This is a genomic window from Starkeya sp. ORNL1 (assembly GCF_012971745.1).
Taxonomy (GTDB): Bacteria; Pseudomonadota; Alphaproteobacteria; order Rhizobiales; family Xanthobacteraceae; genus Ancylobacter.
Genome location: NZ_CP048834.1, coordinates 1,427,091 through 1,452,772 on the forward strand (window position 1 = coordinate 1,427,091; position 25,682 = coordinate 1,452,772).

The following is a 25,682-nucleotide window of genomic DNA, read 5'->3' on the forward strand; positions in this document are numbered from 1 at the left end:
TCACTCCTGCGGCGGAGATACCGCATCCGGCACGACGACGAGGGTCAGGTCATCACGGGCGACCACGCGGACGCGCTGGCCCGGCGCAAGCGGCGCATCGGCGCGCGCCTGCCAGCGCTCGCCCGGCATCTGGATCAGTCCCCTGCCGCCATCCCACGCCACGACATGGCCGGCGCTGCCGAGCAGCGCGGCGTCGCCGGTCACCGCCGTGCGCCGGTGCGCGCGCCATGCCGCGCCGATGGCAAGAAGGAAGAAGGCGGCGCTCATCGCCGCGGCCGTCGCGATCACCGGCCACGACAGGGAGAAGCCCGGCACGCTGTTGTCGAACAGGAAGATCGAGCCGACCACGAAGGCCACCACCCCACCAATGCCAAGAACGCCGAAGGAGCCGATGACGGCCTCCACCACCATGAGCACGATGCCCACCAGCAGGAGCCCGGCACCGGCAAAGCTGACCGGCAGCAAGCCGAGCGCGAACAGGCCGATGAGCAGCGAGATCGCTCCGATGACGCCGGGGGCGACGGCGCCGGGACTGAGGAACTCGAAGATCAGCCCGTAGACGCCGAGCAGCAGCAGGAGATAGGCGATGTTCGGATCGGTGATCGTCGCCAGGAACCGGGCGCGCCAGTCCGGCGCGATGGCGACGATGTCCACCGCGCTGGTATCGAGCGTCACCTTCTGCTGGTTGACGGTGACGATCCGCCCGCCGGCCTGCGCCAGCAGGTCTTTCAGGTCGGTGGCGACGATCTCGATGACGCCCTGCGCCAGCGCTTCCTGTGAGGGCAGGCTCGCGGCCTCGCGCACCGCGCGCTCGGCGAAGGCGATGTTGCGGCCGCGCAGCGAGGCAAGGCCGCGAATATAGGCGGCGGCGTCATTGACGGCCTTCGCCATGTGGGCGTCCTGCGGCGCCTTCTGGTCCGCCTCGCCGCCTTCGCCGCCACCGAGCGTCACCGGGGTGGCGGCGCCGAGATTGGTGCCCGGTGCCATTGCCGCGAGATGGCTGGCATAGAGGATATAGGTCCCCGCGCTTGCCGCCCTCGCCCCGCTCGGGCTCACATAGGTGATGACCGGGATGGGCGAGGCCAGGATGGCGCGCACGATCTCCCGCATCGCGGTGTCGAGGCCGCCGGGCGTGTCCATGCGCAGGATGATCAAGGCGGCGCCGCGATCGGACGCCTGGGCGAAGCCCTGGCGCAGATATTCGCTGGTGGCCGGCCCGATCGCGCCGTCGATATCGAGCAGGATCGCCGTGCGACCGGCGCGGGTTTCCTCGGCGCGGGGTGCCGCAAGACCCAGGCCGAACAGGACAATGATGCCAGCGGCAAGGCCGGCCAGCCATGATTTCCGACCGCTTCGGCGCATGCCACTCACGGTCACAGTTCAGCCCTTTCGCGACGGCCGCCGTGACTATCTGATCAAGGAACAACCACCGCGCGGCGGCGTCATTCATGAGAACGCCGTCGCGCCGGGCATGTTCCCTGATCGGGGTGCCACCGGGCGGTACCGCACGCCTTGGCAGCGTTGCGCGGGCCTCGGTATTTGCGGCGATGCGGGCTGCTACGCCGCCCTGCCGAGCACGACGACCACTTCGGTGGATTCCCGCTCATGGGGTGCGAGCGTGCTCCTGGTGTCGTCGGTCCAGCTCGCGAGCTTGATGACCTGCCCGGTTTCCAGCTTGCCGTCGCGGGGCTCGCCGGGTTCGATGATGTTGAGGCCATTACGGTCGATGAAGAACGTATGATCACCGAACAGGCGATTGAACTGCTCCATCACCGGGTGGTTGTCGGGGACGGGCTGGGCATCGAATTGGCTCAGGGTCCGGTCGATACGGGCGGACGTCAATTTCATGGCTGGCTCCTTTCGAAGAGATCGGAATTGACCGTGAATTTGCGAATTGCGGCTTTCACCAAGGCAATCCGTCATCGTGCAGCTATGCAGGCGTCAGGCAACTGCGCGGGCTTGCGAATACTCGACGCTTGTCTGGGCGACGCGCGATCATTGTTGCTGACGGGACGATGAATATCGCCGTAATCCGGTCATCGCCTGTCTCCGATGCGTCCATTTGGTGAAACCAATGCGGCCGCTCTGTGAAGCGGCTGGCCCTGGTCGCCTGATCACCGCCGGACGACGATGAGCGCGTGCCTGTCGGAACTCCTGCTTATGGATTGCCGGCAGGTCGCTTCTGCGGCCAGGGGTTCACGCCATCCCGCAGCCAGAGGAGCGCGTCCAGCCAGAAGCCTGCGGCGTGCCGCGCATGAAACAGGCTGAAATGCCCAATCGCATCGAAGCCGAGATCACCGGGCGTCAACAGCACCTCGGTCCGCGCTGCACCGACGTAATAGCCCAGCGTCCTGCGGACAGCCGGCACCGTGCCGATGTCATCGTCCGAGACGACGACGGCAAGAATTGATGCGCTGACGGCAGCAAAGCGCCGAATGACCTCCTCTCGCATTTGCGGCGGATGGTTCAATTCCATCCGCGCCCGGCGAAAGCTCCACTCATTGGCGACGCCCACTGGGAGATCCTCGAGCCAGCCAAGCCGCTTGCCCGGGAAATAGCCGAACATCGCGGTCACCGCCGGCATAAGGACGTGCCATTTCAGGAACAGGCGGGTACGCCGGCCGGCCGCATAATCCCGCCACCACCCATATTGGGCACCAACCGTCAGCATGCGGTCGATCGCGGTGGCGTTCTCCGAGAGCCCCGGCAGATACCCACCGATGCTGTGCCCCACCACCAGCAACGAAGCCGCCGCATCATGGTCCCGCGCGAAGCGGAGCGCCGCGTCGAAATCCAGTTCGCCCCAGTCCCGCCAGCGATAGCCCTGCCCGCGCAGTCGTTCCGGCCGAGACAGGCCAATGCCGCGATAGTCGTAGGTCAGCACGTCGAAGCCGCGCTCGGCCAGAAAGCCGGCAAAGTAGTGATAGTACCGCGCCGCAACGCCTGTGGCCGGATTCACGATGACTATGCCGTGCGAGCGCCCACCGCGCCGCGCCCACAGGTGCCCCCTCAGCGTGACACCGTCGCGGCAGGCGATCTCGATGGGGCGTCCTTCCGGCATCGGAACTCACATGGCTCACGCCGGTCATCGCTCTCTCATCCCGACAGCGCGGCGGCGGCGAAAAGCTACGCAAGCCGCAGCGTTGCGTATACTCACTGGTCGGTATACATCGGGGCATGGGCTACGAACCGTCGACGCGCGATCGCATCATCTCCGCGGCCTCGAAGCTGTTCTACAGCGACGGGATCAGGGCGGTGAGCGTCGACGCCGTGGCCGAAAAGGCCGGGCTGACGAAGCGCACCCTCTATTATCATTTCAGGAGCAAGGACGACCTGATCGCCGCCTATCTCGATGCGCGCGACCAGCCGAATATCGCCCTGTTCAAGCGCTGGTTCAGCGAAGCGGAAGGCGGCCTCGCCGCCCAGGTCCGGGCCATCTTCTACAATCTGGCGAAGGCAGCCCGGCACCCCAAATGGCGAGGCTGCGGGTTCCTGCGTACTTCGTCCGAACTCGCCGGCATGCCGGGGCACCCGGCGATCAAGATCGGCGCTGCCCACAAGAAGAAGTTCGAGGACTGGTTGCGCGGCACGTTCGAGGCCGAGGGCATCCCGGACGGAGTTGCGCTAGCCCGGCAGGTGCTGCTGTTGCTCGATGGCTCGTTCGCCGTCGTTCAGCTTCACCGAGACCCGTCCTACATGGAGACGGCCGGTGATGCCGCCTTCGCACTGGTCAGCGCGGCGCTGGACGCCTCATGACCTCCGGGTATCCCCTCCAGCAGGACCTCGATCGCGGCATCGATCACTGGCGTGCGCTTGTCGTGGGCGTAGAGGCCGTATTGCACGGTGAGCGGCTCCGGCACGCCGGCTGACGTCTTCAGCACGCGCATGGCGCCGCCGCGCACCGGCTCCGGCGGCAGCAGGCCGATGCCGAGCCCGTTCTCGACCGCCGCCTGCAGGGCCATGATGCTCTGGCTGGTGAAGGTGACCCTATGCTCGCGGCCGTTCGCGACCAGCGCCTCGATCATGCGCCGGCGCCACAGGCAGGGCGCGGCGAAGGCGACGAGATCGAGGGGCCGCGCCGGATCCGGGACATGGTCCAGCGCGCAGACCCATTGGAGATCGACATTCCAGGTGACCAGGGCATCGGCCACCACCACCGAGGTCGGGCCGATCATGAGATCCAGCCCGTCCTCGCGCCAGAGCTGGCCGAGGGCGACGCTGTGCTCCACCACCACGTCGAGGCGGATATCGGGATAGCCACGATGCAGTCGCCCCAGCGCGGCCGGGAGCGCGGCATTGGCCACCTCCTCGGCGAGGCCGATGCGCACGCCGCCGCTGATCTCGCTCTGCCGCAGGCGCGCCGCGGCTTCATCGCTCAGCGCAAGGATGCGGGTGGCGTAGCCGAGGAAGATCTCGCCCTCAGTGGTGGGCACCACGCCGCGGCCGGTGCGCTGGAACAATTGCCGGTCGAGCAGGCTCTCCAGCCGGCGCATCTGCATGCTCAGGGCGGATTGGGTGCGGCCGGTCTGCGCGGCGATGCGGCTCAAACTGCCTTGCCGGCACACCGCGACAAAGGTGCGAAGGAGGTCGAGGCCGATCTGCTCGGATATCATTTCTGCTGAACTCTGATCTCACCGATATCAGTCTACAAGCGTAGCTCGCGGCACGCTATCTCCCGATCCCACACGCTGAAAGGGAGAGACGATGAAAGCGATCCGTGTTCACCGCCATGGCGGGCCAGAGGTGCTCGCTCTCGAAGATATGGAGATCGGCTGGCCCGGCCCCGGCGAGGTGCTCGTGCGCAACCGGGCGATCGGCCTCAACTTCGTCGACACCTATTTCCGCACCGGGGAATACGCGCCGCCCGCCCTGCCCTTCACACCGGGCAATGAGGGCGCCGGCGAGGTGGTCGCGGTGGGCGAAGGCGTGACGGAATTCGCTGTGGGCGATCGCGTAGCCTATGTCGGCACGCTCGGCGCCTATGCCGAGGAGCGCATCGTGCCGGTGCATTTCCTCGTGCACCTGCCCGATGCGATCGATTTCGCCACCGGCGCGGCGATGATGCTGAAGGGCCTCACCGCGCAGTACCTGCTGCGCCGCACTTTTCGCGTCGAGCCGGGACACACCATCCTGGTGCACGCCGCGGCGGGCGGTGTCGGGCTGATCCTGACGCAATGGGCCAGGCACCTCGGCGCCACCGTCATCGGCACGGTCGGCTCGCCGGCGAAGGCGGGGCTGGCGCGCGCCAATGGCTGCGACCACGTCATCGACTACACCAGGGAGGACTTCGCAGCGCGGGTGAAGGAGATCACCCATGGCGAGGGCTGCCATGTGGTCTATGACGGCGTCGGCAAGGCGACCTTCCCGGCCTCGCTCGATTGCCTCCGGCGTTTTGGCACTTTCGTCAGCTACGGCTCGGCGTCGGGGCCGATCCCGCCATTCGACATCATGCTCCTGATGAAGAAGGGCTCGCTGTTCGCCACCTGGCAATTGCTGTTCGACCATCTGGCCAGGCGCGAGGACGTGCTCACCATGAGCGCGGAATTGTTCTCGGTCGTTGCGAGCGGCGCTGTGAAGATCCCCGTCCATGCGCGCCTGCCGCTGACCGACGCGGCCGAGGCGCACCGCCGGCTCGAAGCCCGCCAGACGACAGGAGCGACGGTGCTGCTGCCCTAGCGGGACGTTCCGCCGCTCACGCGGGCGGCGCGGCCGTGACGCGGGCGAACACCGCGTCGAGCGCGCGCTCCAGCGCTGCGAACACGCCGTCCTCGGTGACGGACTTCAGCACCTGCTCGTTGAGCCCGCCGCGGGTCTGGTGCTCGTCGGCCAGCGCGGCGAAGCCGCCGCCGTGCGCGGCCGGCGAGGTGCCGGCGAGGCCCTGGAACATCTGGCTCACGAACGCCTGGGCATTGTCGGGGGCGACGCCGCGGCGCGTCATCCAGACCGAGAGCGTCTCCGCCAGGGCGAAATAGCTGGCCATGACGCCGGTGGCGGCCGAGAAGGCGTCGAACTCGCGCTCATTGCCGAGTTCGATCGCGGTGCCCAGGGCGTCGAACAAGGCCTTGATGGGCGGGCTCGGCGGATAGATCGCGGTCGGTCCCTGCCGGCGGGCGACCGAGGGCAAGGGTACGGCCCGCGTCGCCAGCGTCGCGGGGGCTATCAGGGGCCCGAGATAGTCGAGCGACAGCGTGGCGATCACGCTGAGGACGTGATGGTCGGGCCGGAAGCGCAGTTCGGGCAGCACGCTCGATGCGATCTGCGGCCGCACCGCCAGCACGACGAGGTCGCTGGCGTCGAGCACGGCCTGGTTGGTCGATGCCACCTGTACACTGTCGAAGCGGCCGGCGAGATCGGCGGCGACCTCCGCATTGCGCGGCGACAGAATGATGGGGTCGATGTTCCCTGCCGCGCGCAGCCCGATGACCATCGCCGACGCGATGGTGCCGGTGCCGACAAATCCCAGTCTCATGCCGTGCCTTCCAAGCGGAGTGATCGAAGACCATGCGCGCGCGGCCGAGCCGTAGCGCACGCTGATCTATCACCGGAAGGGGCGCGGCGGCGAGGCCGCAAATCTGTCCTCGAGTTTCCCGTCAGGCCCTCCGGCTGGCGATCAATCTCAGCCAGGGCGCCATATGGAAGGCGCTCATCAGCGCATACATGACAGCCATTCCGCCCAGCGGCCACGCATCCGGCGCGGCCGGGCAGAGCATGTCTGCCGGCCCGCCGAGCACGCCGGTCAGCAGTGCCATGATCGCGAAGGTCGGAGCGGCCGCGAGATTCAGCCAGCCGGCCGCACCGAGGGCGGGCGCATCGGCGCCCGCCGTTTCACGCTGGACAGCGATCATCGTGGCGCCCCCTCAGCTCCGACCGTACTCGTCGTGGCGGCGCCACCAGATGCCGGCCTCGTTGCGACCCTTCGGGGCGCGATCGAGCCACTGGTACATGCCCCACAGGCCGTCCAGCCCGCGCGAATAGGCCGAGTAGGTGTGGTAGACGACGCCGTCCTCGATCACGAACGCGCTCATGCCCGGCCGATCGCGCGCATAGGTGGCGGCGTCGGTGCCGGACATCGCCGCGAACTCGGCGACGGGCGCCGGCACCGGCGTCGCATCCATCGCGTGGCCGCCGCGCTCGTAATTATAGTCGATGCCGCCCTCGCGCTGCTGCTGCTCGGTGAACGACACGTTGAAGTCGAAATTGAAGTCACCGCCGGCCGAGGACGCCCACGGAAAGCTCCACCCCATGCGCTGCTTGTAGGCCTGCAGCCTGGCGAGCGGCGCCCGCGACACCACGCAGAACGCGACGTCGTGATTGGCGAGATGGACGACGGAGCCGTCGAAGCCATCGGCCAGCGCCGAGCAACTCGGGCAGCCGGCCTTGTAGTCGGGCCCGAACATGAAGTGGTAGACCAGCAGCTGCGAGCGCCCCTTGAACAGCTCGGGCAGCGCCACGCTGCCCTCCTCGGTGTCGAAGCGATACGCCTTGTCGACCCGGACCCACGGCAATTCCTGCCGCCGGCGCACCAGCTCGTCGCTCTGCCGCGTCAGCGCCTTCTCGGCTTCGAGCAACTCACGCCGGGCCGCCAGCCAGCTTTCGCGTGTTGCAGTGATGTGTGTCGTCATTACCTTCGCTCCTTCGTCGGGTGTGTTCGTGGTGTGGCCAGACTAGGGACCGGGCATCGGCAGGTGGGAGTGACAAGTGTGGCGGGATTCCAATGGACTCTCTGATCACCGCCGCGGCGCGTGCGCTCGCGGCGGGTGATCCACTCGGCGCGCTGAAAAGGGTCGCGCTGCGCGACGACGCGCCGGCGCTGGCGCTTCGCGGCATCGCCATGGCGCAGCTCGGCGATCTCGCGCGGGGCAAGGCCCTGGTGCGCAGCGCAGCGCGCGCATTCGGCCCGAAAGAGGCGGTGGCCCATGCGCGCTGCATAGTCGCCGAGGCCGAGATCGCGCTCGCCGCCCGCGACCTCGGCTGGCCGGCAAAGACGCTCGACGCAGCCCGGGCGACGCTGGAAGCGCATGGCGATCGGGCGAACGCGGCGCATGCGCGCTATCTCGAGGTCCGGCGCCTGCTGCTGGTGGGTCGGCTCGACGAGGCCGAGCAACGGCTCGCCGAGCTGGATCCAGCCCCCTTCCCGCCCGCCTTGAGCGCCGCGCACGAACTCGTGGTGGCCGGGATCGCGATGCGCCGCCTGCACACCCAGACGGCGCGTGATGCTCTTGCCCGCGCGGGACGGGCCGCGCGCGAGGCCCGCATTCCGGCGCTGGCGGCGGAGGTCGAGAGCGCCTCGCTCTTGCTGGACACGCCGGCGGCGCGGCTGATCGCGCACGGCGCGGAACGCCCGCTGCGGCTCGAGGAAGTCGAGGCGCTGCTGGCGTCGAAGGTGCTCGTGGTCGATGCGTGCCGCCATGCCGTGCGCGAGCCGCACCTGGTGATCTCGTTGGCGACGCGCCCAGTGCTGTTCGCGCTGGCGCGCACGCTGGGCGAGGCGTGGCCCGGTGACGTGGCGAGGGACACGCTCATCGCCCGGGCTTTCGGCGGCAAGTCTGCCGATGAATCGCATCGTGCCCGCTTGCGCGTGGAGATCGGCCGGCTGCGCACCCTGCTGCGGCCGCTGGCCCGGGTGAGCGCGACGCAGCGTGGCTTTGCGCTCGCCCCGCGCGGCGTCGGCGAGGTCATGGTGCTGGCGCGGCCGGTCGAGGAGCCGCACGCGGCGGTGCTCGCCTTCCTTACCGACGGAGAATCCTGGTCCAGCTCGGCGCTGGCGCTTGCGCTCGGCGCCAGCCAGCGCACCGTGCAGCGGGCACTCGATGCGCTCGGCGCCGCCGGCAAGGTGCAGTCGTTCGGCCGTGGCCGGGCGCGCCGCTGGATGACGCCGCCGGTGCCCGGATTCACGACGACCTTGTTACTCCCTGCCCCCTGGCCGGGTGACTAGAGTTCCGGAAGGTGAGTTTCGGGCACCCACGCAATCCGTCGTCCATTCGCTCGAAACCAAGGAGTGGAAACATGAATCGCTCGGCAGCCGAAATCCTGCGCGAATACGGACCGTTTCCAGGTGCCGACGACGTGGCGGGCGTCACCTTCGACGGCCGGCAGGTCTGGTTCGCTTCCGGCGACCGGCTGAACGCCTTCGATCCGGAGAGCGGAACGCTGCAGCGCACGATCGATGTCGCCGCGCATGCGGGAACGGCATTCGACGGCCGGCACCTGTACCAGATCGCCGAGGACCGTATCCAGAAGATCGAACCGGCCACCGGCCGCGTGATCTCCACCATCCCCGCGCCGGGTGGTGGCGGCGACTCCGGGCTCGCCTGGGCCGAGGGCACGCTCTGGGTGGGGCAGTATCGGGATCGCAAGATCCACCAGATCGATCCCGAGACCGGGGCGATCCTGCGCACCATCGAGTCCAGCCGTTTCGTGACCGGGGTCACCTGGGTCGATGGCGAGCTCTGGCACGGCACCTGGGAAGGCGGCGAGAGCGATGTGCGGCGGATCGATCCGCGGACGGGCAAGGTGCTGGAGCAGCTCGACATGCCGGCCGGCATGGGTGTGTCCGGGCTGGAGTCCGATGGCGGCGACCGGCTCTATTGCGGTGGCGAGAAGAGCGGCAAGGTGCGGGCAGTGCGCCGGCCCGGAGCGCAGTCGAGGCGCCGCCCCGAAGCCCCGGGCGACTGATCGCCGCTGACCATGCCTGTCAATCCGCGACGGGTTCGAGCCGATCGGCGCGGGTGGCCCGCGCCTCGTCCCGTGCAGCGGAAACGGAGCTCCCGTCCCGGCCATATTGCCGTGGCGAACGGCCCATAACGCGCTTGAAGGCGGTGCTGAAGGCGCTTTCGGATTCATAGCCGAGCGACAGCGCAATGACGGAGATGGGGTCGCCGGTGTGCGCCAGCCGGTCCCCGGCCAGCAGCATGCGCCAGCGCGTCAGATACTCCATGGGCGTGGCGCCGACCGTCGCCTTGAACTTCAGGGCGAAGGTCGATCGTGACATGCCGGCGCGCTCGGCCAGTTGCTGCAAGGTCCAGCGCTGCGCCGGATCCTCGTGCATGGCGCTGATCGCCGCGCCCATCTGTCTGTCCGAAAGGGCGAAGAGCCAGCCGACGCCGCCGCTCGATCCTCCCGCCAGATGCGCGCGCAGAGCCTGGACCAGCATCATGTGCGCGAGGTGCTGTATGACCAGAAAGCCGCCCGCCTGCTGATCCCGCAGTTCCTGCATCATCCGCTCCACCGACCAGCGCAGCGCCGCCTGATCCGGCTCCTGCCGGATAAGGACGATGGGCGGCAGCATCCGCAGCAGGATGCCGGCATGATCGCCGGCAAGGGCGAAGCGGCTGCTGACGAGGAAGAACGCGCCGCCGCCATTGTGCCTGGCGATGCCGCCATTGCGCGCGCTGGAAAAAACCGTGACGGCGTCGACCGGCGGCACAGCCATGTCGCTGGCGAGGCGGAAGGGCCGCCCGCTCGGCAGCAGGAAGCAATCCCCGCTCTCCAGACGGACCGCGTCCGCAACGCCCTCCACCGACAACCAGCACGCGCCGGAAACCACCGCGCCGCATTTGATGCTTTTCTGCTGATCGGGGAACTGGATCGACCAGTCCCCGGCGGCATCGAAGCCGGCGGACATGTGGCTGCGCGGCTTCAGCAGCGACAGCACATCTGAGAGCGGGTCCATGGGCCATCCCGGACGATTGCGAAGATAATACGGACCCTACAGCATAGATCGTATTTTCCAATCCCTTATCTTCACAACCGGCTTGCAAAGGCGGCCAGGAACGCAAGTGAAGGATAAGTCGATGCGTGTATTCGTCACCGGCGCGACAGGCTTTGTCGGTTCTGCCGTCGTTCAGGAACTGATCAATGCGGGCCATCGGGTGATCGGCCTTGCCCGCTCGGATGCCGCCGCAAGGTCTCTTGCCGACGTGGGCGCGCAGACCCACCGCGGTGATCTCGAAGACCTGGAAAGCCTGCGCAGCGGAGCCGCCCTGGCGGACGGCGTGATCCACACCGCCTTCATCCACGACTTCTCGAAGTTCGCGGCCAATTGCGAGATCGACCGCCGCGCCATCGAGGCGCTTGGTGCCGTCCTCGAAGGCTCCGACCGGCCTCTGATCGTCACCTCCGGGACCGGGCTGCTTCCGCAAGGCCGCCTCGCGACCGAAGACGACATGCCGGCCACCTCGATCCCCCGCGTCGCTTCGGAACAGGCGGCGGCGTCGGTCGCCGCGCGCGGCGTGCGCGTGTCGGTGGTGCGCCTGTCGCCGTCGGTCCATGGCGACGGCGATCATGGTTTCGTTCCGCTGCTCATCGGCATCGCCCGCGAAAAGGGCGTCTCGGCCTATATTGGCGAAGGGCTCAATCGCTGGCCGGCGGTGCACCGGCTCGACGCCGCCCTGCTGTTCAGGCTCGTACTGGAGCAGGGTTCCGCGGGTGCCCGCTATCACGGGGCAGCCGAGGAGGGTGTGGCGTTTCGCGACATCGCCGGCGTGATCGGCCGCCGCCTGAAGCTGCCGGTCGTCAGCAAGACCGCGGAGGAAGCGGCCGAGCATTTCGGCTGGTTCGCCCATTTCGCCGCGCTCGACAACCCGGCCTCGAGCGAGCGGACCCGGCGCATGCTGGGCTGGCAGCCGAAGCAGCCGGGACTGCTGCCCGATCTCGACCGGCCAGGCTATTTCGAAGCCTGAGTGCGGAGAGCGGCAATCAGCCCGGCCACCCGACCGCGATACCGTCGAGCACGCAATCGAGGCCTTGATCGAACACGACATCCGCCGGGTCGCCAACATGATGCAAGGATACATGCAGGCGTTCGGACGTGAGCGGAGTGCCGGACAGACGATTATCGTTGGCGAAATGCTCGCCGAACTCCTTCATCTGGCACGCTGTTGCGGAATCCGGAAGCACCGCGAAGAAAAGCCGTTCCGGCTTTATCGGTCTATCAGGCAGATCGCGATGGAAATCGAATGTCCCTTGCATGGCAAAGCCTCCATGGCATTCAATTTACCGAAGTTAGAACAAATAGTGAACACATGGCAATGTGCGATTCGGCGAATCGTGCGAAAATGCCCATGAGGTCACTCCCGGGCGCGGGCACGGCGATCCGGACTCGGCGCCTCCCTGGTGCGAAGGTTGAAGCGCCGACTGCTTCCGAGCTTCGGGGACTATGCCATGCTCGTTTATATGCTCCAGCTTGCGGCGTGGATGGTTTTCATGGCCGCGCTGATCCTGTGGCCGGCCGGCACCCTGGCCTATCCGGCCGCCTGGGTGCTGCTCGGCCTGATCACGGTCGGCGGCCTTGCCATGATCCTCTGGCTGTCCAAGCACAGTCCGAGCCTGCTGCGCGAGCGCATGGCTTCACCGCTGCAGCGCGACCAGAAGCCCTGGGACCGCGTGTGGCTGTCGCTGTTCATGCTCGGCTTCTGCGCCTGGATGGCGTTCATGGGCTGGGATGCCGCGCGCACCGCCTTCACCGCAGTTCCGCTTTGGCTTCAGGTGCTCGGCGGCCTCGCCATTTTGGTCAACAGCGTCGCTACCTGGTGGACGTTCCGGGAGAACAGCTTCGCGGCGCCGGTGGTGAAGATCCAGAAAGGCCAGCACGTGATCGACACCGGCCCTTATGCCATCGTGCGGCACCCGATGTATGCAGGCGCCTTGCTTCTCCTCGTCGGCCTGCCGTTGTTGCTCGGCTCCTGGCTGGGCCTGGCATTTTCCGTGCTGTTCATCCTGGGCATTGCATGGCGCGCCGTGCACGAGGAGCGTGCCTTGCGCGAGGGCCTGGCGGGTTATGAGGACTATGCGGCGCGTGTGCGATACCGCTTCATTCCCTTCGTCTGGTAGTCCTCATCTCACATTCGCTCGCCGGGCAATTGGCTGGCTTGCTTCACCCAGGCGGCGAACTGAGCCTCATTGAGCTGATCGTGCTCATGAATGTCGAGGTAGCGCGTGTCCTTGCTCCTGGACGCGCCCGGCGGAACAGGGTGCAGCGCCGCGCCGCGGAAGAAGGCCACCTTGATGTACTTCATGAAGCAATGGATGCCGAGGAACCAGCCCTCGCCCTCGATCCCGTAAAGCGGCGAGTTCCATTTGACGGCCTTGTGCACGCCGGGGACGGTGCGCTCGATCAGCGCGTCGAGGCGTTGCCCGACGTCGCTTTTCCAACCCGGCATCGCCGCAATATAGGCGTGCACCGGGGCGTCGCCGTAGCCCTTCGCGATCTGCGGGTTGCCGCCGGAGACAAGAGCTGGCTTGGCGGCCTCCTTCGCGACCTTCGCCGAGTCGTCGGACGTCTTGCCGGCCATTGTGCTCACCCGTGCGGTGGAACTCGGCAGAGGTCAGTTCTTTGGGGCCTCCGGCGGTGTCGTGCTGGCGCTCGGCGTGCCGATGTCCGGCGTGGTGGTGCTCGGGCCGGCCGGGGTCGCCTCGGCGGCGGGCTTGTCGCGGCGGATCACGATGTCGCCGTTGGGCTGCACTTCAGGCATCTTGTAGGGGATGAAGGACTGGACATAGTCCATCGCCTGGGTGGCAGCCTCCGAAAGGCTCTTCTCGATGCGATCGAAGGTGCTCGGCGGCTCGGTCGACTGGCCGGTCTGCTGCGCCATCGCGGACGAGGCAGCGCCGAGCACGGTGGCGGCAAGGCCGAGAGCGAACAGATGCTTGGCGATGATCATGGTCATTTCCTCATCTTGGGCGGCATCGCCGCCGTCAGTTGATCTTCAGTACCACGCGCTCCGAGCGCCGGCGCAGGCCGATAATCATCAAGAGCACGAGGAAGATCCAGAAATTCAGCTTGTTCGCCAGCCAGCCGGCGTAAAAGAACAGGTAGACGCAGGTATAGGCACCCCAAAACAGGATGATGACGTTACGTATCGCGTGGGCGATTGCGCGCTTCGAGCGATACATGATCAGCGGCGCGTAGAATACCAGCCCGCCGAGCACCAGCACCAGCACGCCAGCGATGCTCGGCAATTTGCCGGAGAACGGCCAGGTAAGAATCGCCGAGACATCGTAGGAGAACGGGTTGGCCGGGCCGGCGAGAAACTGGCCGAAGCTCATGTCCCACGGCCCGCCTTTGCGAAAGATCTCGCCCGGCTCCAGCAGGCCCCAATGGACGTTCGAGGCGAGGATGATGCCGCCCGCCAGCAGGCCGACACCAAGCGAGGCGAGCTCGATATAGGGGGTGAGCGGCAGCTGGGCGTCGTGCGCGGCGTTCACCGCGCGGCACATGGCTGCGAGCAGTACAAAGGGGAACAGGCCCAGCAGCGTCGCCTGGACGAGAAGCGCAAGGCCTGTCAGGACGAATTGGCTGCCCATTATCGATCCGTCATCACAGCCGGCAGTCCCCGGAAGACGCGGCGGCGTTGGGGTCCGTGCAATTGCCAGGCATGGTGAGCGAGGGAGCCCCCGGGCTGCGCACGTCCCGCACCAGCGCGCTCAATGTCAGTACCGCCCAGATTAGCATCAGGAACACCACCAGCACAGCGATACCGATAACGACGAACCGTGCCCGATAGAGGATCAGGACGACGGCGATCGCCAGCGGAAGCACGACGAAGCCGACAACGAAGAGCGTCTCAAGCATCCGCCGAAATTCCCGCAAGCCCCACCGGGAGAATGCCTTCCGATAGGGCACTCCTTAAGGTGCCGGGGTGCCGGATGGAAGTACCCTGGCGCCCCTTCCCCACCCGCAACGTCGCACGCGCCTGCCTAATGCACGATGACGGGCTTCTCTTCCAGTTCCCGCACCTTACGGGCATTGGCCTCCGAGATCGGATCGAGCCTGAGCGCGGCCTCGGCCTCCTCTCTGGCCTCGACCGGCTTGCCGGCCTTCTCGTAGAGAGCGGCGAGCCTGGCGTGCAGCCTGGCGTCGTGCGGGCTGATCTCGACCGCCGCCGCGTACTGGATGATGGCGTCGTCGAGCAGGCCCTGCTCGACCAGCATGTCGCCCCATGCCGTGCGGGTGGCAAGGTAATTCGGGTCTGCCCTCACCGCGCGAGCGAAGTAGCCATCGGCCGCGACATAGTCCTTCTTGGCGGCGCGGATCATGCCGAGATTGATCAGCGGATAGAGGAATTCCGGCTGCTGGAGGAGCGCCGCCTGAAGGTGGCGCTCGGCATCGCCATACGCCGCCTCGCGCTGCTCCGGGGTCAGGCTGGTGTCGTTCTCTGCCCTGAGCATGTGCACCCGCCCAAGCATGCCATAAGCCAGGAAGTGCTGCTCGGTGGGCTGGTTGACGAGGAACCTCTGGATCGCCGCATGGGTCTTGGGGAAGTCGAATTGCTTCTGCTCCAGCTCCATACGACGGTGATAGAGCGCGATAATATAGGGATTGATGAATTCGAGGATCTGCACTGCGCCTTCGTGCAGCAGGGCGTCGATTTCATTGCCCTTGCCCGTCACGTTGCCCTTGCCGCTGCCCGTCACGATGATCAGCTTGACCGGGTTGTCTTCGTCCTTGGTGTAGACCCGGACGTACAGCCGCGTGACGCCGTCGGCCTCGGTGATCTCGCCATTGATGTAGTACTTGATCAGGCCGAGCATGTTGCGAGCGCCGTTGATCAGCAGGCCGACCTCGAAATAATCCTCGAACGCGTTGATGCCCTTCTCGACACCGCCCTCGTCTATGTTGATCGCGTGAAGCTCGGAGGCGGCGGCGACGCTCATCTCGCGCAACTCGTCGCTCAGCTGGCGGGTGGCCACCGTCGAACTGTAGCCGCTCCATTCCCTGAAGGTGGGAACGTCGACCTTCTCGATGACGATGTCTTCACCGATGAACAGTGCGGTCACGAAGACCAGCGCCGCCGCAATTGCCGGCAGAGTGAAGATGCCGAAATCTAACATGCCTGCCCCCAGCAAACCTTGAAAACGCCGTCCCCGCGTGCGCTGGCGCCGGTCCCGGCAGCCCTGCACCCGATACGCTATACAGGCGACCTTCCGAAGCGTCCGAGTAGATCTTTATATTCGGTCGCTTCGATCAGCGAGAGCCCGGAGGCATGAAACCTCTCGAACTCAGCCGGAGTCGGATAAGTATTCAACTTTAGCTGGTATTCCGCCTGCGGAATAGCTTCTATCTGCCTGTCGTCCATCATGGCTAAGATCAAATCCGCCAGCAGCCGGTTGCCTAGCAGATGGCTCTCTAGGTTGTGCGCGAACGCAGAGCGGCCGGCTACGATCGGCAGTTCGCCGCTCGCCAGCACGGGGCCGTTATCGATGCCCGGCACGACGAAATGTATCGTGCAGCCAAGGCTTGCCTCGCCGGCCAGCATCGAGAAGAAATGCGGGTACAGGCCGGCATAATCCGGCAGCCTGCCGGGATGCACGTTGATGATGCCGCGCCGCGGCAGCGCGATGATTTCCGGCGGAAACAGGAAGCTGAAACGGCAAGAAACCATCAGGTCCGGGGCGAACTCGGCGATGGTGGCGAGCAGCGCCGGATCGTCCATGGCGCGGGCGACGACAATCTCGATACCGTGACGCGCCGCCAGTTGTGTCGGCGTCATCAGGCGGCCCGGCGGCAGTGGCGTCGGGTCGGCATCGAGCTTGGGAAAAACCGTGCCGAACGGCAGGTCGCGCTCGTGATACTTCATCCTTGTCAGTTCGGGCACGACAAGTTCCACCGGGCGGGTACGCTCGGCGAGAACGACGCGCAGGCGGCAATCCGGCAATGCGAGCAGGCGCGGCAGCAGATCGTTCAGCAGCACCGTGGAGGTGAGGTCACGCTTGCTGAAGATGAGGATGTTCACGGCCGCGTCCCGCGATCATTCTTGATGATCTCGACGACATTCAGCAGCGAGAGCGGCGGGTAGCGCTCCAGCCGGTGGGCGACGTCCATGTTCACGATCAGCGAGAAATGGTGGAGCGCCTCGACCGGCATGTCCTGCGGCTTCTGCCCATCCACCAGTATTTCCTCGGCGCGATGGCCGGTGAGCTGGCCGATGGTGTAGTAGCGGCCGACAAGGCCGAGCAGCGCGTCGGATTCCACCACCGGCACCTCGCCGGCGGCCGCCACCGGGATGCCGTGCTCCACGGCCGCGCGGGTAAAGGCGTCGCGGTTGTTGAGGACGAAGGAGCTGGAGCCGATATAGATCAGGTCGACCTTCGCGTCGGCCATCCCGGCGATGATATCCGGCAGGCTGGCGGCGACCGGCTCGCCGTCGACGTCGAGCGGCACGGCCCTGGCGACGACCTCGAAATTCAGCTTCGGGGCAACGGCACGCAGCGCATCGACGGAGGCCACGGCATTGGTCTCGTCCTCATTATAGACGATGCCGACCCGCTCGAACGGCATGTAGGAGCGGATCGCCCGCATCTGGGTTTCCTCGGGCACGGTGACCAGCGTGCCGGAGACGTTGCGGCCCGGACGTTCGAGGCTCTGCACCACCCGCGCGGCGAGCGGGTCGGTGACGATCATGAACAGGGTCGGGATGTCGGTGAGGTGCCTGGCCGGATCGACATTGTCGAACTCCCCGACCATGCCGAGCGTCGCGCTGGTCCCCCAGGTGACGACGAGGTCAACCTTGTTGGCGCGCGCCTCCGCCACCAGTTCGGCAAAGCTCAGCTTCAGGGTGCCGGCGTTGCGGATCAGGTACTCCACCGGAATGCGCCGCAAGGCCAGGTAGTCCCGGAAGCCGCGGCAGGCATCCTCGCAGCCGCGCCACAGCACCATCATGATCTTGAACGGCGCGGGCTGCTGCTGGGCCCTCGCAGGCCCGGGCATGGCGAGCGCGAGGCCGAGCAGGATGAGCGCAAGGATGCGGCTCCTCATGTCGGCACCTGCGGCGACCGGGTGTTCCAGCGCGCGAGCAGCAGCAGCGGCGCGGTGATGGCGATCATGCCGCCCATCGTCATCAGCGCCGCGATATAGCCGAAGCAATAGGCAAGGCCGGCGACCAGCAGCGGGCCGATGACGCTGCCGACGCGCTCCAGCATGCGCAGCGCGCCAAGCACCATGGTCTGGCCGACCTCCTCGATGTCCTGCCCGCAAATCTCCGGCACCAGTGCGATCTGCGGGGAGATCGAGAGGGCATGGGCGAAGGCGACCGCCAGCACTGCGGCGGACACGCCATAAATGTCCGCGCGAAACCAGAGGAGGAACATGGCGAGCCCCGACAGCAGCGTGCCGGCGAAAACCAGAGACCAGCCATAACCGCGCTGGTCGTTGAGGCGGCTGACCCACGGGCCGACAAAGACGATGACCAGCGAATACAGGATCATCACCCGCCCGGTGTCGGCCTCGGAGATGTTGATCCCTGCGAGATAGAGCGGCACGGCGTAGAACAGAAAGCCGGTCAGCACGATCTTGTTCGGGATGGCGGCGAACATCACCAAAGCCAGGAAGCGCGGATTGCGCAGCGCGATCCCGAGATCGCCCAGCCGGAAGCGGCGCGCGGCCGGCTCCGGTGCCTTGGTCTTCGCCATCATGCGAAGCGCCAGCATGCCGGCGAGCAGGCAGAGCGCCGCCGCACACACGAACACCGGGCGATAGCCGATACGGTCGACGAGGATGCCGCCGATGGCGGTACCGCAGATGCTGGCGGACATCAGCACGGTGACGAACACCGAGATGCCCTGCGTACGATCGGCCCGCGTCGTCACCTGCACGATGAAGCCTTGCGCAGCGATGGTGCACATGCCGTAGCCCACGGCCCCGAGCGCGCGGGCGCCCACCAGTTGCAGCAAGCTGCCGGCCAGCGCGGCGCCGAGGAATCCGCCAATGGCAACGACAAGACCGGAGAGGAAGATGCGGCGCGATCCATATTGGTCCGCCCACGAGCCGGCGATGGGCGTCGCGAGCGCCAGCGTCAGCATGTAGACCGAAATCGGGACGCCGATCAGCACCTGCGGCGACAGCCAGCTGTCGTGCACCTCCAGGCTGCGAATATAGAGCGGCAGAAACGGCTTCTGCAGTTCCTCCGCCATGACGAACACGAACAGCGGCAGGCGGACATCGTTGATGGACGCCCTGATCCCATAGCTCTCCAGCGGCCCGTCGATGAGGCCGAGCCGGGCACCGAGTGCGGTGACCCTGTCGCGCAGCGCCGGGCGCTGGCCGGCACCGTCCACCAGACGGCGGTAGCGGTCGTTGAGACCCTGCACGATCGCGTTGAAGCGCGCGATGACCCGGCCGATGCCATCATTGGCATGATAGGCGATGAGGCGGTGCAGCTTGCCCTGTGCGCCCGCCTCCACCGCCGAAATCAGCTGGTTGAGCGGCGTGATGGTGCGCCCGGTCAGCAGCACCACCGCCATCTCGAAAGCGAGGAACAGCGCGACCAGCAGGACGATGAAGACGTCCGCGGTGAGTTCCTCGAGCTGGCGATGGATGTAGCGCGGGTCGAGCCCGATGGCGACGACGGCCGCCGTGACGCCGCCGGGGTCGGCACGCGACAGCATCACGTCATAGTCCCCGTCCCTGACGATGTCGTGGTCGATGCTGCCGAGCGCGAAGGCGCTCACCTCATCCGAGAGGGCCGTTGCGGCCTCCTGCATGCCGTCGCCGGACATGAACAGCGGCCGGCCCTGCGGGTTCAGGATGCCGGCGAACTGGATCTCCGGGTGCGAGGCGCGCACCTCATCGAAATAGGCGACGACGCCGACCAGCTTTTCCAGCGGGATGCCGAGATTCAGCGCCTGCTCGACATCGAGCGTGGCCAACTCGGCCACCGCATCGGTCTTCTGCATGATCTCGGGCGTCAGTGCCGCCTCGAACAGCTGATGGGTGCGCACCGAGAGCAGCGTCGCCGCCGCGATGACCAGCGCCAGCGTCAGCAGCAGGATGCGGGTCCTGATGCGATTGAGATCGGCGATGGGCTGGACTCGGACGTTCACGAGCGCGGCTCCGCTGCTGCCGCGTGCGCGATCTCGCGCTCGATGTCGGCGAGTTTGGCCTTCGCGCTGGTGGCGTTGGCGCGGAAATGCGTTGCGAGTTCGCGAAGCCGGGCCGGCAGCCGAGCGCCGGCCGCACTGTCGGGCGCATCGGGATCGAATGTCGCCGACAGGCCGGCCAGCGTGCGGCGAAGCCCGCGCGTGACCAGCAGCGAGCCGGCCACCGCGACCAGCGTGAACAGCGCGAAGATGGCGAGCGCGCTGATGATCAGCTCGTCCCGCATAGCGGCGATGTTGCGGTGGGCATCTTCCAGCGAATAGCTCAGCACCGCGCCGCCGACATTCGGCACTGCGCCCGAATCGATCCTGATGCCGACGATGACTGGATCGCTCTCCGCCAGCTTCCAGTGCGGGCCGGTGGCGTGCTCCTGCGCGTGCAGCCATTCCGGCGCGGCCGGCTTGCCGACCTGATCCGGGTCCGTCGAGAACACGATGCGCTGTGATGCCGTATCGAACAGCGCGATGCTGCCAATATGCGGATCCCGGTTCATCGCCGCCTTGAGGATATTGCCGGCGGCGGCGACACCCTTCAGCTCAAGGCCGAGATTGAGCACCACCTGGATGGAATCGCGGGTCCATTCGGTGATCATGGCGATGCGCCGGTCGGCGAGGCCATTATAGGTCGAGATGAACTTCGAATAGTTCAGCGTCGTCGCCAAAATCAGCACGAATCCCAGCGAGACCAGCAGCGTCAGCGTGACATAGGCCGTCGAGCCGAGCGACGCGCGCAATGATTGGAAAATGCGCGCGGCCCGCGAGGGGCAACGTCGTGCGTCGGTAGACAAGGCAACCCCGTCTTGAACCTGTAGAAAGCCACTATCGTTACGTCATTGCCAGCGTCAACAAGCATTTCATCAAATATCGGATCGGCGGAATCCGAGCATTGGGTTTGACGCGCGGAGCCGCTGTGCGACACTCATTCCGACATGCTGCCAGCCTTGCACGCACACCTGCCGCATGACGCGCGGCGACTAATCGGACCCGGTCGATCGGATGCATGAATTCGGCATTATTGACTATGCAGTGCGCTGGCTGACGTCGATGATGCTCGTGCTCGGAACCTATAATCCTTACGCCATGTCGTACTATCACTGGCTGTTTGAGTATCCCGGCCAGGTTCCGTTGAAGATCACGGTCGGCGTGGTGCTGCTGATCCTCCATGTGGTGGCCATCCTTGCCGGCATGCGTTCGCTCGGCCTCATCGGCATCGGGCTGCTGACCGCGCTGTTCGCCTCCGCCGCGTGGATCCTGATCGACAACCAGCTGCTGAATGTCGAAGATCCCAGGGTGTTCACGCTGACGCTGCTGGTGATCCTCGCCACGCTCTATGGCGTCGGGCTGTCCTGGTCGCATCTGCGCAATCGGCTCAGCGGGCAGGTGGATTCCACTGACGTGACCCTCAACTCGCCGGTCTGAGGCGCGCCGTGCCACGTCTCGACATCAATCCGCCACTGCATGTCGTGTCGCTGTTCGCGCGGCGCTCGCTGCTGGCGGCCTTGCTGGTGTTCGGCACCTACAATCCGAGCGGCAATTCCTATTATCACTGGATCTCGAACACCGAGAGCCTCACCACCACGCAAATCTGCGTCGGCATATTGCTGCTCACCGGGCTGGTGGCGATCGCCCGCATGACGTTCCTGAGCATCGGCTATTTCGGCATAGCGGCGATCTCGGTGATGGTGCTGATGGGCATCACCTTCGGCGTGGGCCTCGGCTTCTTCGGCTTTCAGGACGTAGAGATCACCACCTATCTGGTGCTGTTCTGGATCGCGCTGGTGCTGGGTGTCGGCACCAGCTGGTCGTTCGTGCAGAAGCGCCTGTCGGGCGAGCGCGACGTGCTGCGTACGCCGCCATAGGCTCAGCCAGTAGCGGAGAACGCGCCGGTCTCTTCCGGGTGCTCGCCGGCGTCGTCCACCTCGATCGTCACATGATCGATGCCGAAGCTCGCCTTCAGCCTGGCGCGCACCGCCGCCTTTACCGGACCGGAACTCGCGCCGTCCTTCAGGCGGAGGTGCAGCGAGGCCATCAACCGCTCGCCGGTGAGCCCCCACACATGGATGTGGTGGACATTGGCGACGCCCTCGATCTCGTCGAGCTGCCTGGCGATGACCGGGCTTTCGAGTTCCTCCGGCACGCCTTCCATCAATATGTTGAGCGAGGAGCGCATCAGCGTCCACGCGCTCTTGAGGATCAGCACGCTGACGAACACCGAGAGGATCGGGTCCACCGGCATCCAGCCGGTGGCCATGATGACGATGGCGGCGGTGATGGCGGCGACCGAGCCCAGGAGGTCGCCGAACACGTGAAGCAGCGCGCCGCGCATGTTGACGTTGCGCCGGTCGCCGCCGCGCAGCACCAGCACGCCGCCGATGTTGACGCAGAGGCCGATGACCGCGACCGCCAGCATCGGGCCGGCAAGCACCTCGACCGGCTGCGAGAAACGCTCGATGGCCTCATAGACCACCCATATGGCAATGAGGAACAGCGTGGCGCCATTGGCCAGCGCCGCAAGCACCTGGAAGCGGTGATAGCCGAAGGTGCGGCTCTCGTCCGGCGGGCGGCGGCTGAGCCGGAACGCCATCCATGACAGGAACAGCGCCACCGTGTCGGACAGCATGTGGCCGGCGTCGGCGATCAGCGCCAGCGAGCCGGAGAGATAGCCGCCCGCGGCCTGCGCGAACATGTAGCCGCCGGTGATGATCATCACCCAGAAGACGCGGCGCTGGCTGTCGTCGGTGACGGTCATGCCGTGGTCGTGGCGCTCGCCGCCATGATCGTGCGGGGCATGGTCGTGGGGGGCGTGACGATGGCTCGCATCGTCTTGTCCGTCGGCGGAGGCGGTCATGCGGCTGGTCCTCGGCTGGCGGAGACGAACGCAGGCCCGCACCCCGATTGAGCGGGATGCGGGCGGATGTGCGCTGTAGAGGTAGACGACTAGTTGATGCGGATGACGCTGCCGAGCGGGCTCGGCTTGCGGTTCGCAGCCGGCACGGAATCCGTACAGAGGCTGTGGCGCCAGGTCATGTAGGAAGCCCGCGCGTCTTCATAGGACGGCGCGTTGGTGGTCTCCACCGTCGGCAGCACCGGATTGGCCACCGTTCCGGGCGCGGCCGGAACGTTCACGGTGACCTCGGTGCCAGCCGGCGCCAGCTTCATGTCATAGGCGGCAGCCGCGACCCGATCGGCGACCACATAGGGGATGACGTAGTCGTGGGTGACCGCGTAGGTCAGGCCATAGGTGGCGACAGTGCCGGCGGCCTCGCGCGTATTCGTCGGGCCGAAGAACGGCACCATGAGGAACGGCCCGGCGGGCACGCCATAGCTGCACAGGGCGTTGCCGAGATCATCCGCCTTGGAGACGTAGCCCATGCGCGTCGCGACATCGAACACGCCGCCGATGCCGGCCACGCTGTTGATGGCGAAGCGGCCGACCGACACGCCCATATTGTTGAAGTCGCCCTGCGCGGCGCTTGAGATCGCGGTCAGGGGCTCACGCAGATTGGTGAACACGTTGTCGATGCCGAGCTGGACCGAAGCCGGCACATTATCGCGATAGGCGCTGATGACAGGCGTCGCCACCACCGCGACGAAGGCGGTGTTGAAGGCATAGGTCGCGCGGTTGATGGTCTCGAACGGGTCCCAGATGCTGGCGCTGGTCGTTGCCGTCTGGGCGGAGGCCGCCGCCGGCACGCCCGCAACAAGCGCGGCGGCCAGAACGAGCGGCAAGTACTGCTTATGTCCTCGGATCATTCAGGCCTCCTGTAGCGATGGCACGAAGGCCCCTGCCCCCGCGTTGTGCGTATGTCGGCGTCAACCAGGCGCCGGTCTGCAAGGCAACGGCGCCGCCTAGGGCAGGACCGCATAAGTAATCACGACGGCACTTGCCGCACCGATCGCGGTGGAGAGCGAACCTGTCGCCAGGAACCCGAGCGTGAACGCCCCACCCAGTACCGCAGTTCCTACCAGGGCATGCCGCAAGGTGCTGTCGAACCCCGAACCCGTCGCATCATCCTGCGGTGGGTCAGCATCGTGCCCGGCCAGCTCCAGCTGGGCCGGCCTCCCGAACTGGGCGGACTGCGCGAAAGCCGTTGCCGGCGTTGCCGCCAGGGTGGTTGCCGTCAAGAGGATGATGACCGCCCGATTGCCCCGCACGCTGCGTTTCCCCTAGCGAATCTGGTTGAGCAGGCTGGCGCCCTCGGTGACCACGCGGGCACCGTTGGCGAGCCCCGACTCGACCACCATCTGGTTGCCGGCGACGCGGGTGGCGCGCACCTGACGCGGCACGAAGGTCTCGGCGCCGGTGCGCTCCCATACGATGGAGCGGCCGTCGCCGTCGCGAATGACGCTGGAGGCCGGCACCGGAATTCCGGCAATGGTCTTGTTCTGCTGCACGATCACGGTCACCGGCTTGCCGACCGAAAGCCCTTCATGCGGGCCGACGACGCGGAAGCGCAGCGGGATTGCCTGATTGCTCAGCGTCATGCCGCCGCCGATGAATTCGAGCGGGATCGGCTTGCCGTCACCGGTGATGGCGGTAGCGGTGCGGATGTTCTCGGCGATGGCGGCATCGTAAGCGGCGGCTTCCACCCACAGCGCCTCGGGATCGACGATCTCAAACAGGATCTGGCCTTGATTGACCGTGCTGCCCACCACCGCGCCGACCTTGGAGATGACGCCATCGGCGGTGGCGCGCAGGCTTTCGCGGCGCTCGAGCGCGGATTGCAGCGACAGCAGCTCGCGACGATAGCCTTCGATCTGGACCTTCTGCGCCTCAATCTTGTTGGTGCGGTAGCGCACGAACAGCACGCCGGCGAGCCGCTCCATCTGCTTCTCGGCGAGCGTGATCTGGTTGGAGAGCTGCTGCACGCGCGCCTCGATCTGCGCGCGCTCGGAGACGGTGACGGTCGGCTGCAGATAGGCCAGCAGATCGCCGCGGCGCACCCGCATGCCAAGGAAGGGGAACGTGCCCTGATTGGACTCGATGATGCCGGCGAGCGCGGCATTTACCGTGGTGCCGACGCTGGGATCGGTGATGACGTGCCCGGGAATTTCAAAGGCCATGGCGACATCGGCCTTGCTGCACACCTTCCAGCGCACCGAGAAGACACGCTGCGTCGACATCGGCAGGAAGGCCGAACCGTCGGGGCGGCGATGCGGGGTGTCGCGGATGAGGTCGAGCGCGGCCTGGGGCTGCGCCTGCGGCGGGACGATCGGCAGCGCGGCGGGCGCCTCCGGTGCGACCTCTGGAGTTGCAGCAGCGGGCTCGGCAGCGGAGGAATGGGCAGCAGTGGGAACGGCTCCCGGGATCGGCGCCTGGGATGCGGGAAGCCCGGCGCCCAGGATGCCATCGGTCTTCTGCCCGGCATTCAGCAGCGCGGCGACGCGGTAGGAACTGGGCACGGCCTCGCCGGCGCTCGCGGAGCGACTGGCAAGAGCGGTGCCGGCATCGGGATTGCTCATCAGGATCGGCAGTACGGCGCTGGAGGCCCCGACGACCTCACGGGGCTTGCCGTTCTTGTCGAGGCCATTCTTGTCGAGGCCATTCTTGTCAATGCTGGCGTCGCGCGTCGGTGCGGTGCGAACCTGCGCCGGCTTCGCGTCGCCGGTGCTCGGCGGGTTGATGCCAAAATCCTGGCTCTCGTTCTCGATGAAATAGCGGGCGACATACTTCGTGCCGACCTCGGTAACGATGCCCGTTACCGCGATGGTGGCCGCGAAGATGGCTGTAGTGAGCAGATAATAGAACATGACGAGCCCCCGGCATCGAACAGGCCGCCGCAAAGCCAATTCGGTATCATACTAACACG

30 protein-coding genes are annotated in these 25,682 nt (G+C 66.5%); 8 read left to right on the forward strand and 22 right to left on the reverse strand.

Features of this window, described 5'->3' with window-relative positions; all coding sequences use genetic code 11:
- The 3 genes from G3545_RS06950 to G3545_RS06960 all read right to left on the reverse strand — a co-directional run bounded on the left by G3545_RS06950 (nucleotide 1) and on the right by G3545_RS06960 (nucleotide 3,061).
- On the reverse strand, nucleotides 1-1,362 hold the full coding sequence (locus G3545_RS06950; protein WP_246702726.1) for a nodulation protein NfeD: 1,362 nt from the start codon (nucleotides 1,360-1,362) through the stop codon (nucleotides 1-3).
- A 195-nt stretch (nucleotides 1,363-1,557) separates the two neighbouring features.
- On the reverse strand, nucleotides 1,558-1,848 hold the full coding sequence (locus G3545_RS06955) for a hypothetical protein (RefSeq protein ID WP_170011140.1): 291 nt from the start codon (nucleotides 1,846-1,848) through the stop codon (nucleotides 1,558-1,560).
- 310 nt (nucleotides 1,849-2,158) lie between these two features.
- Nucleotides 2,159-3,061 carry an alpha/beta fold hydrolase gene (locus G3545_RS06960; RefSeq protein ID WP_170011142.1) on the reverse strand — a complete coding sequence of 301 codons (903 nt, stop codon included), beginning with the start codon at nucleotides 3,059-3,061 and terminating at the stop codon, nucleotides 2,159-2,161.
- 116 nt (nucleotides 3,062-3,177) lie between these two features.
- Here G3545_RS06960 and G3545_RS06965 point away from each other — a divergent pair, with 116 nt between their 5' ends.
- Entirely contained in the window at nucleotides 3,178-3,756 is a 579-nt protein-coding gene (locus tag G3545_RS06965) for a TetR/AcrR family transcriptional regulator (protein WP_170011144.1), read from the forward strand.
- Here G3545_RS06965 and G3545_RS06970 read toward each other — a convergent pair.
- Nucleotides 3,693-4,613, reverse strand: a complete 921-nt coding sequence (locus G3545_RS06970) for a LysR substrate-binding domain-containing protein (RefSeq protein WP_170011146.1) — start codon at nucleotides 4,611-4,613, stop codon at nucleotides 3,693-3,695. The genes G3545_RS06965 and G3545_RS06970 overlap by 64 nt on opposite strands.
- Nucleotides 4,614-4,704: 91 nt before the next feature.
- Here G3545_RS06970 and G3545_RS06975 point away from each other — a divergent pair, with 91 nt between their 5' ends.
- Nucleotides 4,705-5,676 carry a quinone oxidoreductase gene (locus G3545_RS06975; RefSeq protein WP_170011148.1) on the forward strand — a complete coding sequence of 324 codons (972 nt, stop codon included), beginning with the start codon at nucleotides 4,705-4,707 and terminating at the stop codon, nucleotides 5,674-5,676.
- A gap of 16 nt (nucleotides 5,677-5,692) precedes the next feature.
- On the opposite strand, the gene G3545_RS06980 is transcribed toward G3545_RS06975, so the two are convergent.
- The 3 genes from G3545_RS06980 to G3545_RS06990 form a co-directional block, all read right to left on the reverse strand.
- A complete protein-coding gene (locus G3545_RS06980) occupies nucleotides 5,693-6,469 on the reverse strand; it encodes a pyrroline-5-carboxylate reductase (RefSeq protein ID WP_170011150.1) in 777 nt (258 codons plus the stop codon).
- A 121-nt stretch (nucleotides 6,470-6,590) separates the two neighbouring features.
- Nucleotides 6,591-6,845, reverse strand: coding sequence for a hypothetical protein (locus G3545_RS06985; RefSeq protein WP_246702727.1), 255 nt, complete (start codon nucleotides 6,843-6,845; stop codon nucleotides 6,591-6,593).
- Between the two features lie 12 nt (nucleotides 6,846-6,857).
- Complete coding sequence (locus G3545_RS06990; protein ID WP_170011152.1) at nucleotides 6,858-7,622, reverse strand: thioredoxin family protein; 765 nt, start codon at nucleotides 7,620-7,622, stop codon at nucleotides 6,858-6,860.
- Between the two features lie 92 nt (nucleotides 7,623-7,714).
- On the opposite strand from G3545_RS06990, the gene G3545_RS06995 reads away from it, so the two are divergent.
- Nucleotides 7,715-8,935 carry a helix-turn-helix domain-containing protein gene (locus G3545_RS06995; RefSeq protein WP_170011154.1) on the forward strand — a complete coding sequence of 407 codons (1,221 nt, stop codon included), beginning with the start codon at nucleotides 7,715-7,717 and terminating at the stop codon, nucleotides 8,933-8,935.
- Nucleotides 8,936-9,006: 71 nt separating this feature from the next.
- Nucleotides 9,007-9,675, forward strand: coding sequence for a PQQ-binding-like beta-propeller repeat protein (locus G3545_RS07000; protein ID WP_170011156.1), 669 nt, complete (start codon nucleotides 9,007-9,009; stop codon nucleotides 9,673-9,675).
- A gap of 19 nt (nucleotides 9,676-9,694) precedes the next feature.
- Here G3545_RS07000 and G3545_RS07005 read toward each other — a convergent pair whose 3' ends face one another.
- Nucleotides 9,695-10,672, reverse strand: a complete 978-nt coding sequence (locus G3545_RS07005; RefSeq protein ID WP_170011158.1) for an AraC family transcriptional regulator — start codon at nucleotides 10,670-10,672, stop codon at nucleotides 9,695-9,697.
- 121 nt (nucleotides 10,673-10,793) lie between these two features.
- Between G3545_RS07005 and G3545_RS07010 the strand changes: the two genes are divergently transcribed.
- Complete coding sequence (locus G3545_RS07010; RefSeq protein WP_170011160.1) at nucleotides 10,794-11,681, forward strand: SDR family oxidoreductase; 888 nt, start codon at nucleotides 10,794-10,796, stop codon at nucleotides 11,679-11,681.
- A gap of 16 nt (nucleotides 11,682-11,697) precedes the next feature.
- Here G3545_RS07010 and G3545_RS07015 read toward each other — a convergent pair whose 3' ends face one another.
- Nucleotides 11,698-11,970 (reverse strand): hypothetical protein, encoded by a 273-nt coding sequence (locus G3545_RS07015; protein WP_170011162.1) that lies wholly within the window; start codon nucleotides 11,968-11,970, stop codon nucleotides 11,698-11,700.
- Between the two features lie 234 nt (nucleotides 11,971-12,204).
- Between G3545_RS07015 and G3545_RS07020 the strand changes: the two genes are divergently transcribed.
- Nucleotides 12,205-12,831 (forward strand): isoprenylcysteine carboxylmethyltransferase family protein, encoded by a 627-nt coding sequence (locus G3545_RS07020; RefSeq protein WP_246702728.1) that lies wholly within the window; start codon nucleotides 12,205-12,207, stop codon nucleotides 12,829-12,831.
- 8 nt (nucleotides 12,832-12,839) lie between these two features.
- Here the strand turns inward: G3545_RS07020 and G3545_RS07025 are convergent, their stop codons facing one another.
- The 9 genes from G3545_RS07025 to G3545_RS07065 form a co-directional block, all read right to left on the reverse strand.
- The gene (locus G3545_RS07025) at nucleotides 12,840-13,292 is read right to left on the reverse strand and encodes a DUF1801 domain-containing protein (protein WP_170011166.1); all 453 of its coding nucleotides are present in this window, start codon (nucleotides 13,290-13,292) and stop codon (nucleotides 12,840-12,842) included.
- Between the two features lie 33 nt (nucleotides 13,293-13,325).
- Complete coding sequence (locus tag G3545_RS07030) at nucleotides 13,326-13,661, reverse strand: hypothetical protein (RefSeq protein ID WP_170011168.1); 336 nt, start codon at nucleotides 13,659-13,661, stop codon at nucleotides 13,326-13,328.
- 34 nt (nucleotides 13,662-13,695) lie between these two features.
- A complete protein-coding gene (locus G3545_RS07035; protein ID WP_170011170.1) occupies nucleotides 13,696-14,304 on the reverse strand; it encodes a hypothetical protein in 609 nt (202 codons plus the stop codon).
- 13 nt (nucleotides 14,305-14,317) lie between these two features.
- Complete coding sequence (locus G3545_RS07040) at nucleotides 14,318-14,572, reverse strand: hypothetical protein (RefSeq protein ID WP_170011172.1); 255 nt, start codon at nucleotides 14,570-14,572, stop codon at nucleotides 14,318-14,320.
- A gap of 125 nt (nucleotides 14,573-14,697) precedes the next feature.
- Nucleotides 14,698-15,831, reverse strand: coding sequence for a tetratricopeptide repeat protein (locus tag G3545_RS07045; RefSeq protein ID WP_170011174.1), 1,134 nt, complete (start codon nucleotides 15,829-15,831; stop codon nucleotides 14,698-14,700).
- Between the two features lie 77 nt (nucleotides 15,832-15,908).
- Nucleotides 15,909-16,733, reverse strand: coding sequence for a formyltransferase family protein (locus G3545_RS07050; protein ID WP_170011176.1), 825 nt, complete (start codon nucleotides 16,731-16,733; stop codon nucleotides 15,909-15,911).
- Nucleotides 16,730-17,755: an ABC transporter substrate-binding protein gene (locus G3545_RS07055; RefSeq protein WP_170011178.1), complete on the reverse strand. Its 1,026-nt coding sequence runs from the start codon at nucleotides 17,753-17,755 to the stop codon at nucleotides 16,730-16,732. Before G3545_RS07055 ends, G3545_RS07050 begins: the two co-directional genes overlap by 4 nt.
- Nucleotides 17,752-19,818 (reverse strand): MFS transporter, encoded by a 2,067-nt coding sequence (locus tag G3545_RS07060; RefSeq protein ID WP_170011180.1) that lies wholly within the window; start codon nucleotides 19,816-19,818, stop codon nucleotides 17,752-17,754. The genes G3545_RS07055 and G3545_RS07060 overlap by 4 nt, the downstream gene beginning before the upstream one ends.
- Nucleotides 19,815-20,606, reverse strand: coding sequence for a hypothetical protein (locus tag G3545_RS07065; RefSeq protein ID WP_170011182.1), 792 nt, complete (start codon nucleotides 20,604-20,606; stop codon nucleotides 19,815-19,817). Before G3545_RS07065 ends, G3545_RS07060 begins: the two co-directional genes overlap by 4 nt.
- 262 nt (nucleotides 20,607-20,868) lie before the next feature.
- On the opposite strand from G3545_RS07065, the gene G3545_RS07070 reads away from it, so the two are divergent.
- Entirely contained in the window at nucleotides 20,869-21,291 is a 423-nt protein-coding gene (locus G3545_RS07070) for a DUF6524 family protein (protein WP_281411709.1), read from the forward strand.
- 8 nt (nucleotides 21,292-21,299) lie between these two features.
- Nucleotides 21,300-21,731, forward strand: a complete 432-nt coding sequence (locus G3545_RS07075; RefSeq protein WP_170011186.1) for a DUF6524 family protein — start codon at nucleotides 21,300-21,302, stop codon at nucleotides 21,729-21,731.
- Between the two features lie 2 nt (nucleotides 21,732-21,733).
- On the opposite strand, the gene G3545_RS07080 is transcribed toward G3545_RS07075, so the two are convergent.
- The 4 genes from G3545_RS07080 to G3545_RS07095 form a co-directional block, all read right to left on the reverse strand.
- The gene (locus tag G3545_RS07080; RefSeq protein ID WP_170011188.1) at nucleotides 21,734-22,720 is read right to left on the reverse strand and encodes a cation diffusion facilitator family transporter; all 987 of its coding nucleotides are present in this window, start codon (nucleotides 22,718-22,720) and stop codon (nucleotides 21,734-21,736) included.
- A gap of 89 nt (nucleotides 22,721-22,809) precedes the next feature.
- The gene (locus G3545_RS07085) at nucleotides 22,810-23,625 is read right to left on the reverse strand and encodes a VacJ family lipoprotein (protein ID WP_170011190.1); all 816 of its coding nucleotides are present in this window, start codon (nucleotides 23,623-23,625) and stop codon (nucleotides 22,810-22,812) included.
- Nucleotides 23,626-23,721: 96 nt separating this feature from the next.
- Complete coding sequence (locus G3545_RS07090) at nucleotides 23,722-24,027, reverse strand: hypothetical protein (RefSeq protein ID WP_170011192.1); 306 nt, start codon at nucleotides 24,025-24,027, stop codon at nucleotides 23,722-23,724.
- Between the two features lie 12 nt (nucleotides 24,028-24,039).
- The gene (locus G3545_RS07095) at nucleotides 24,040-25,623 is read right to left on the reverse strand and encodes an HlyD family efflux transporter periplasmic adaptor subunit (protein WP_170011194.1); all 1,584 of its coding nucleotides are present in this window, start codon (nucleotides 25,621-25,623) and stop codon (nucleotides 24,040-24,042) included.
- Nucleotides 25,624-25,682: the final 59 nt, after the last annotated feature.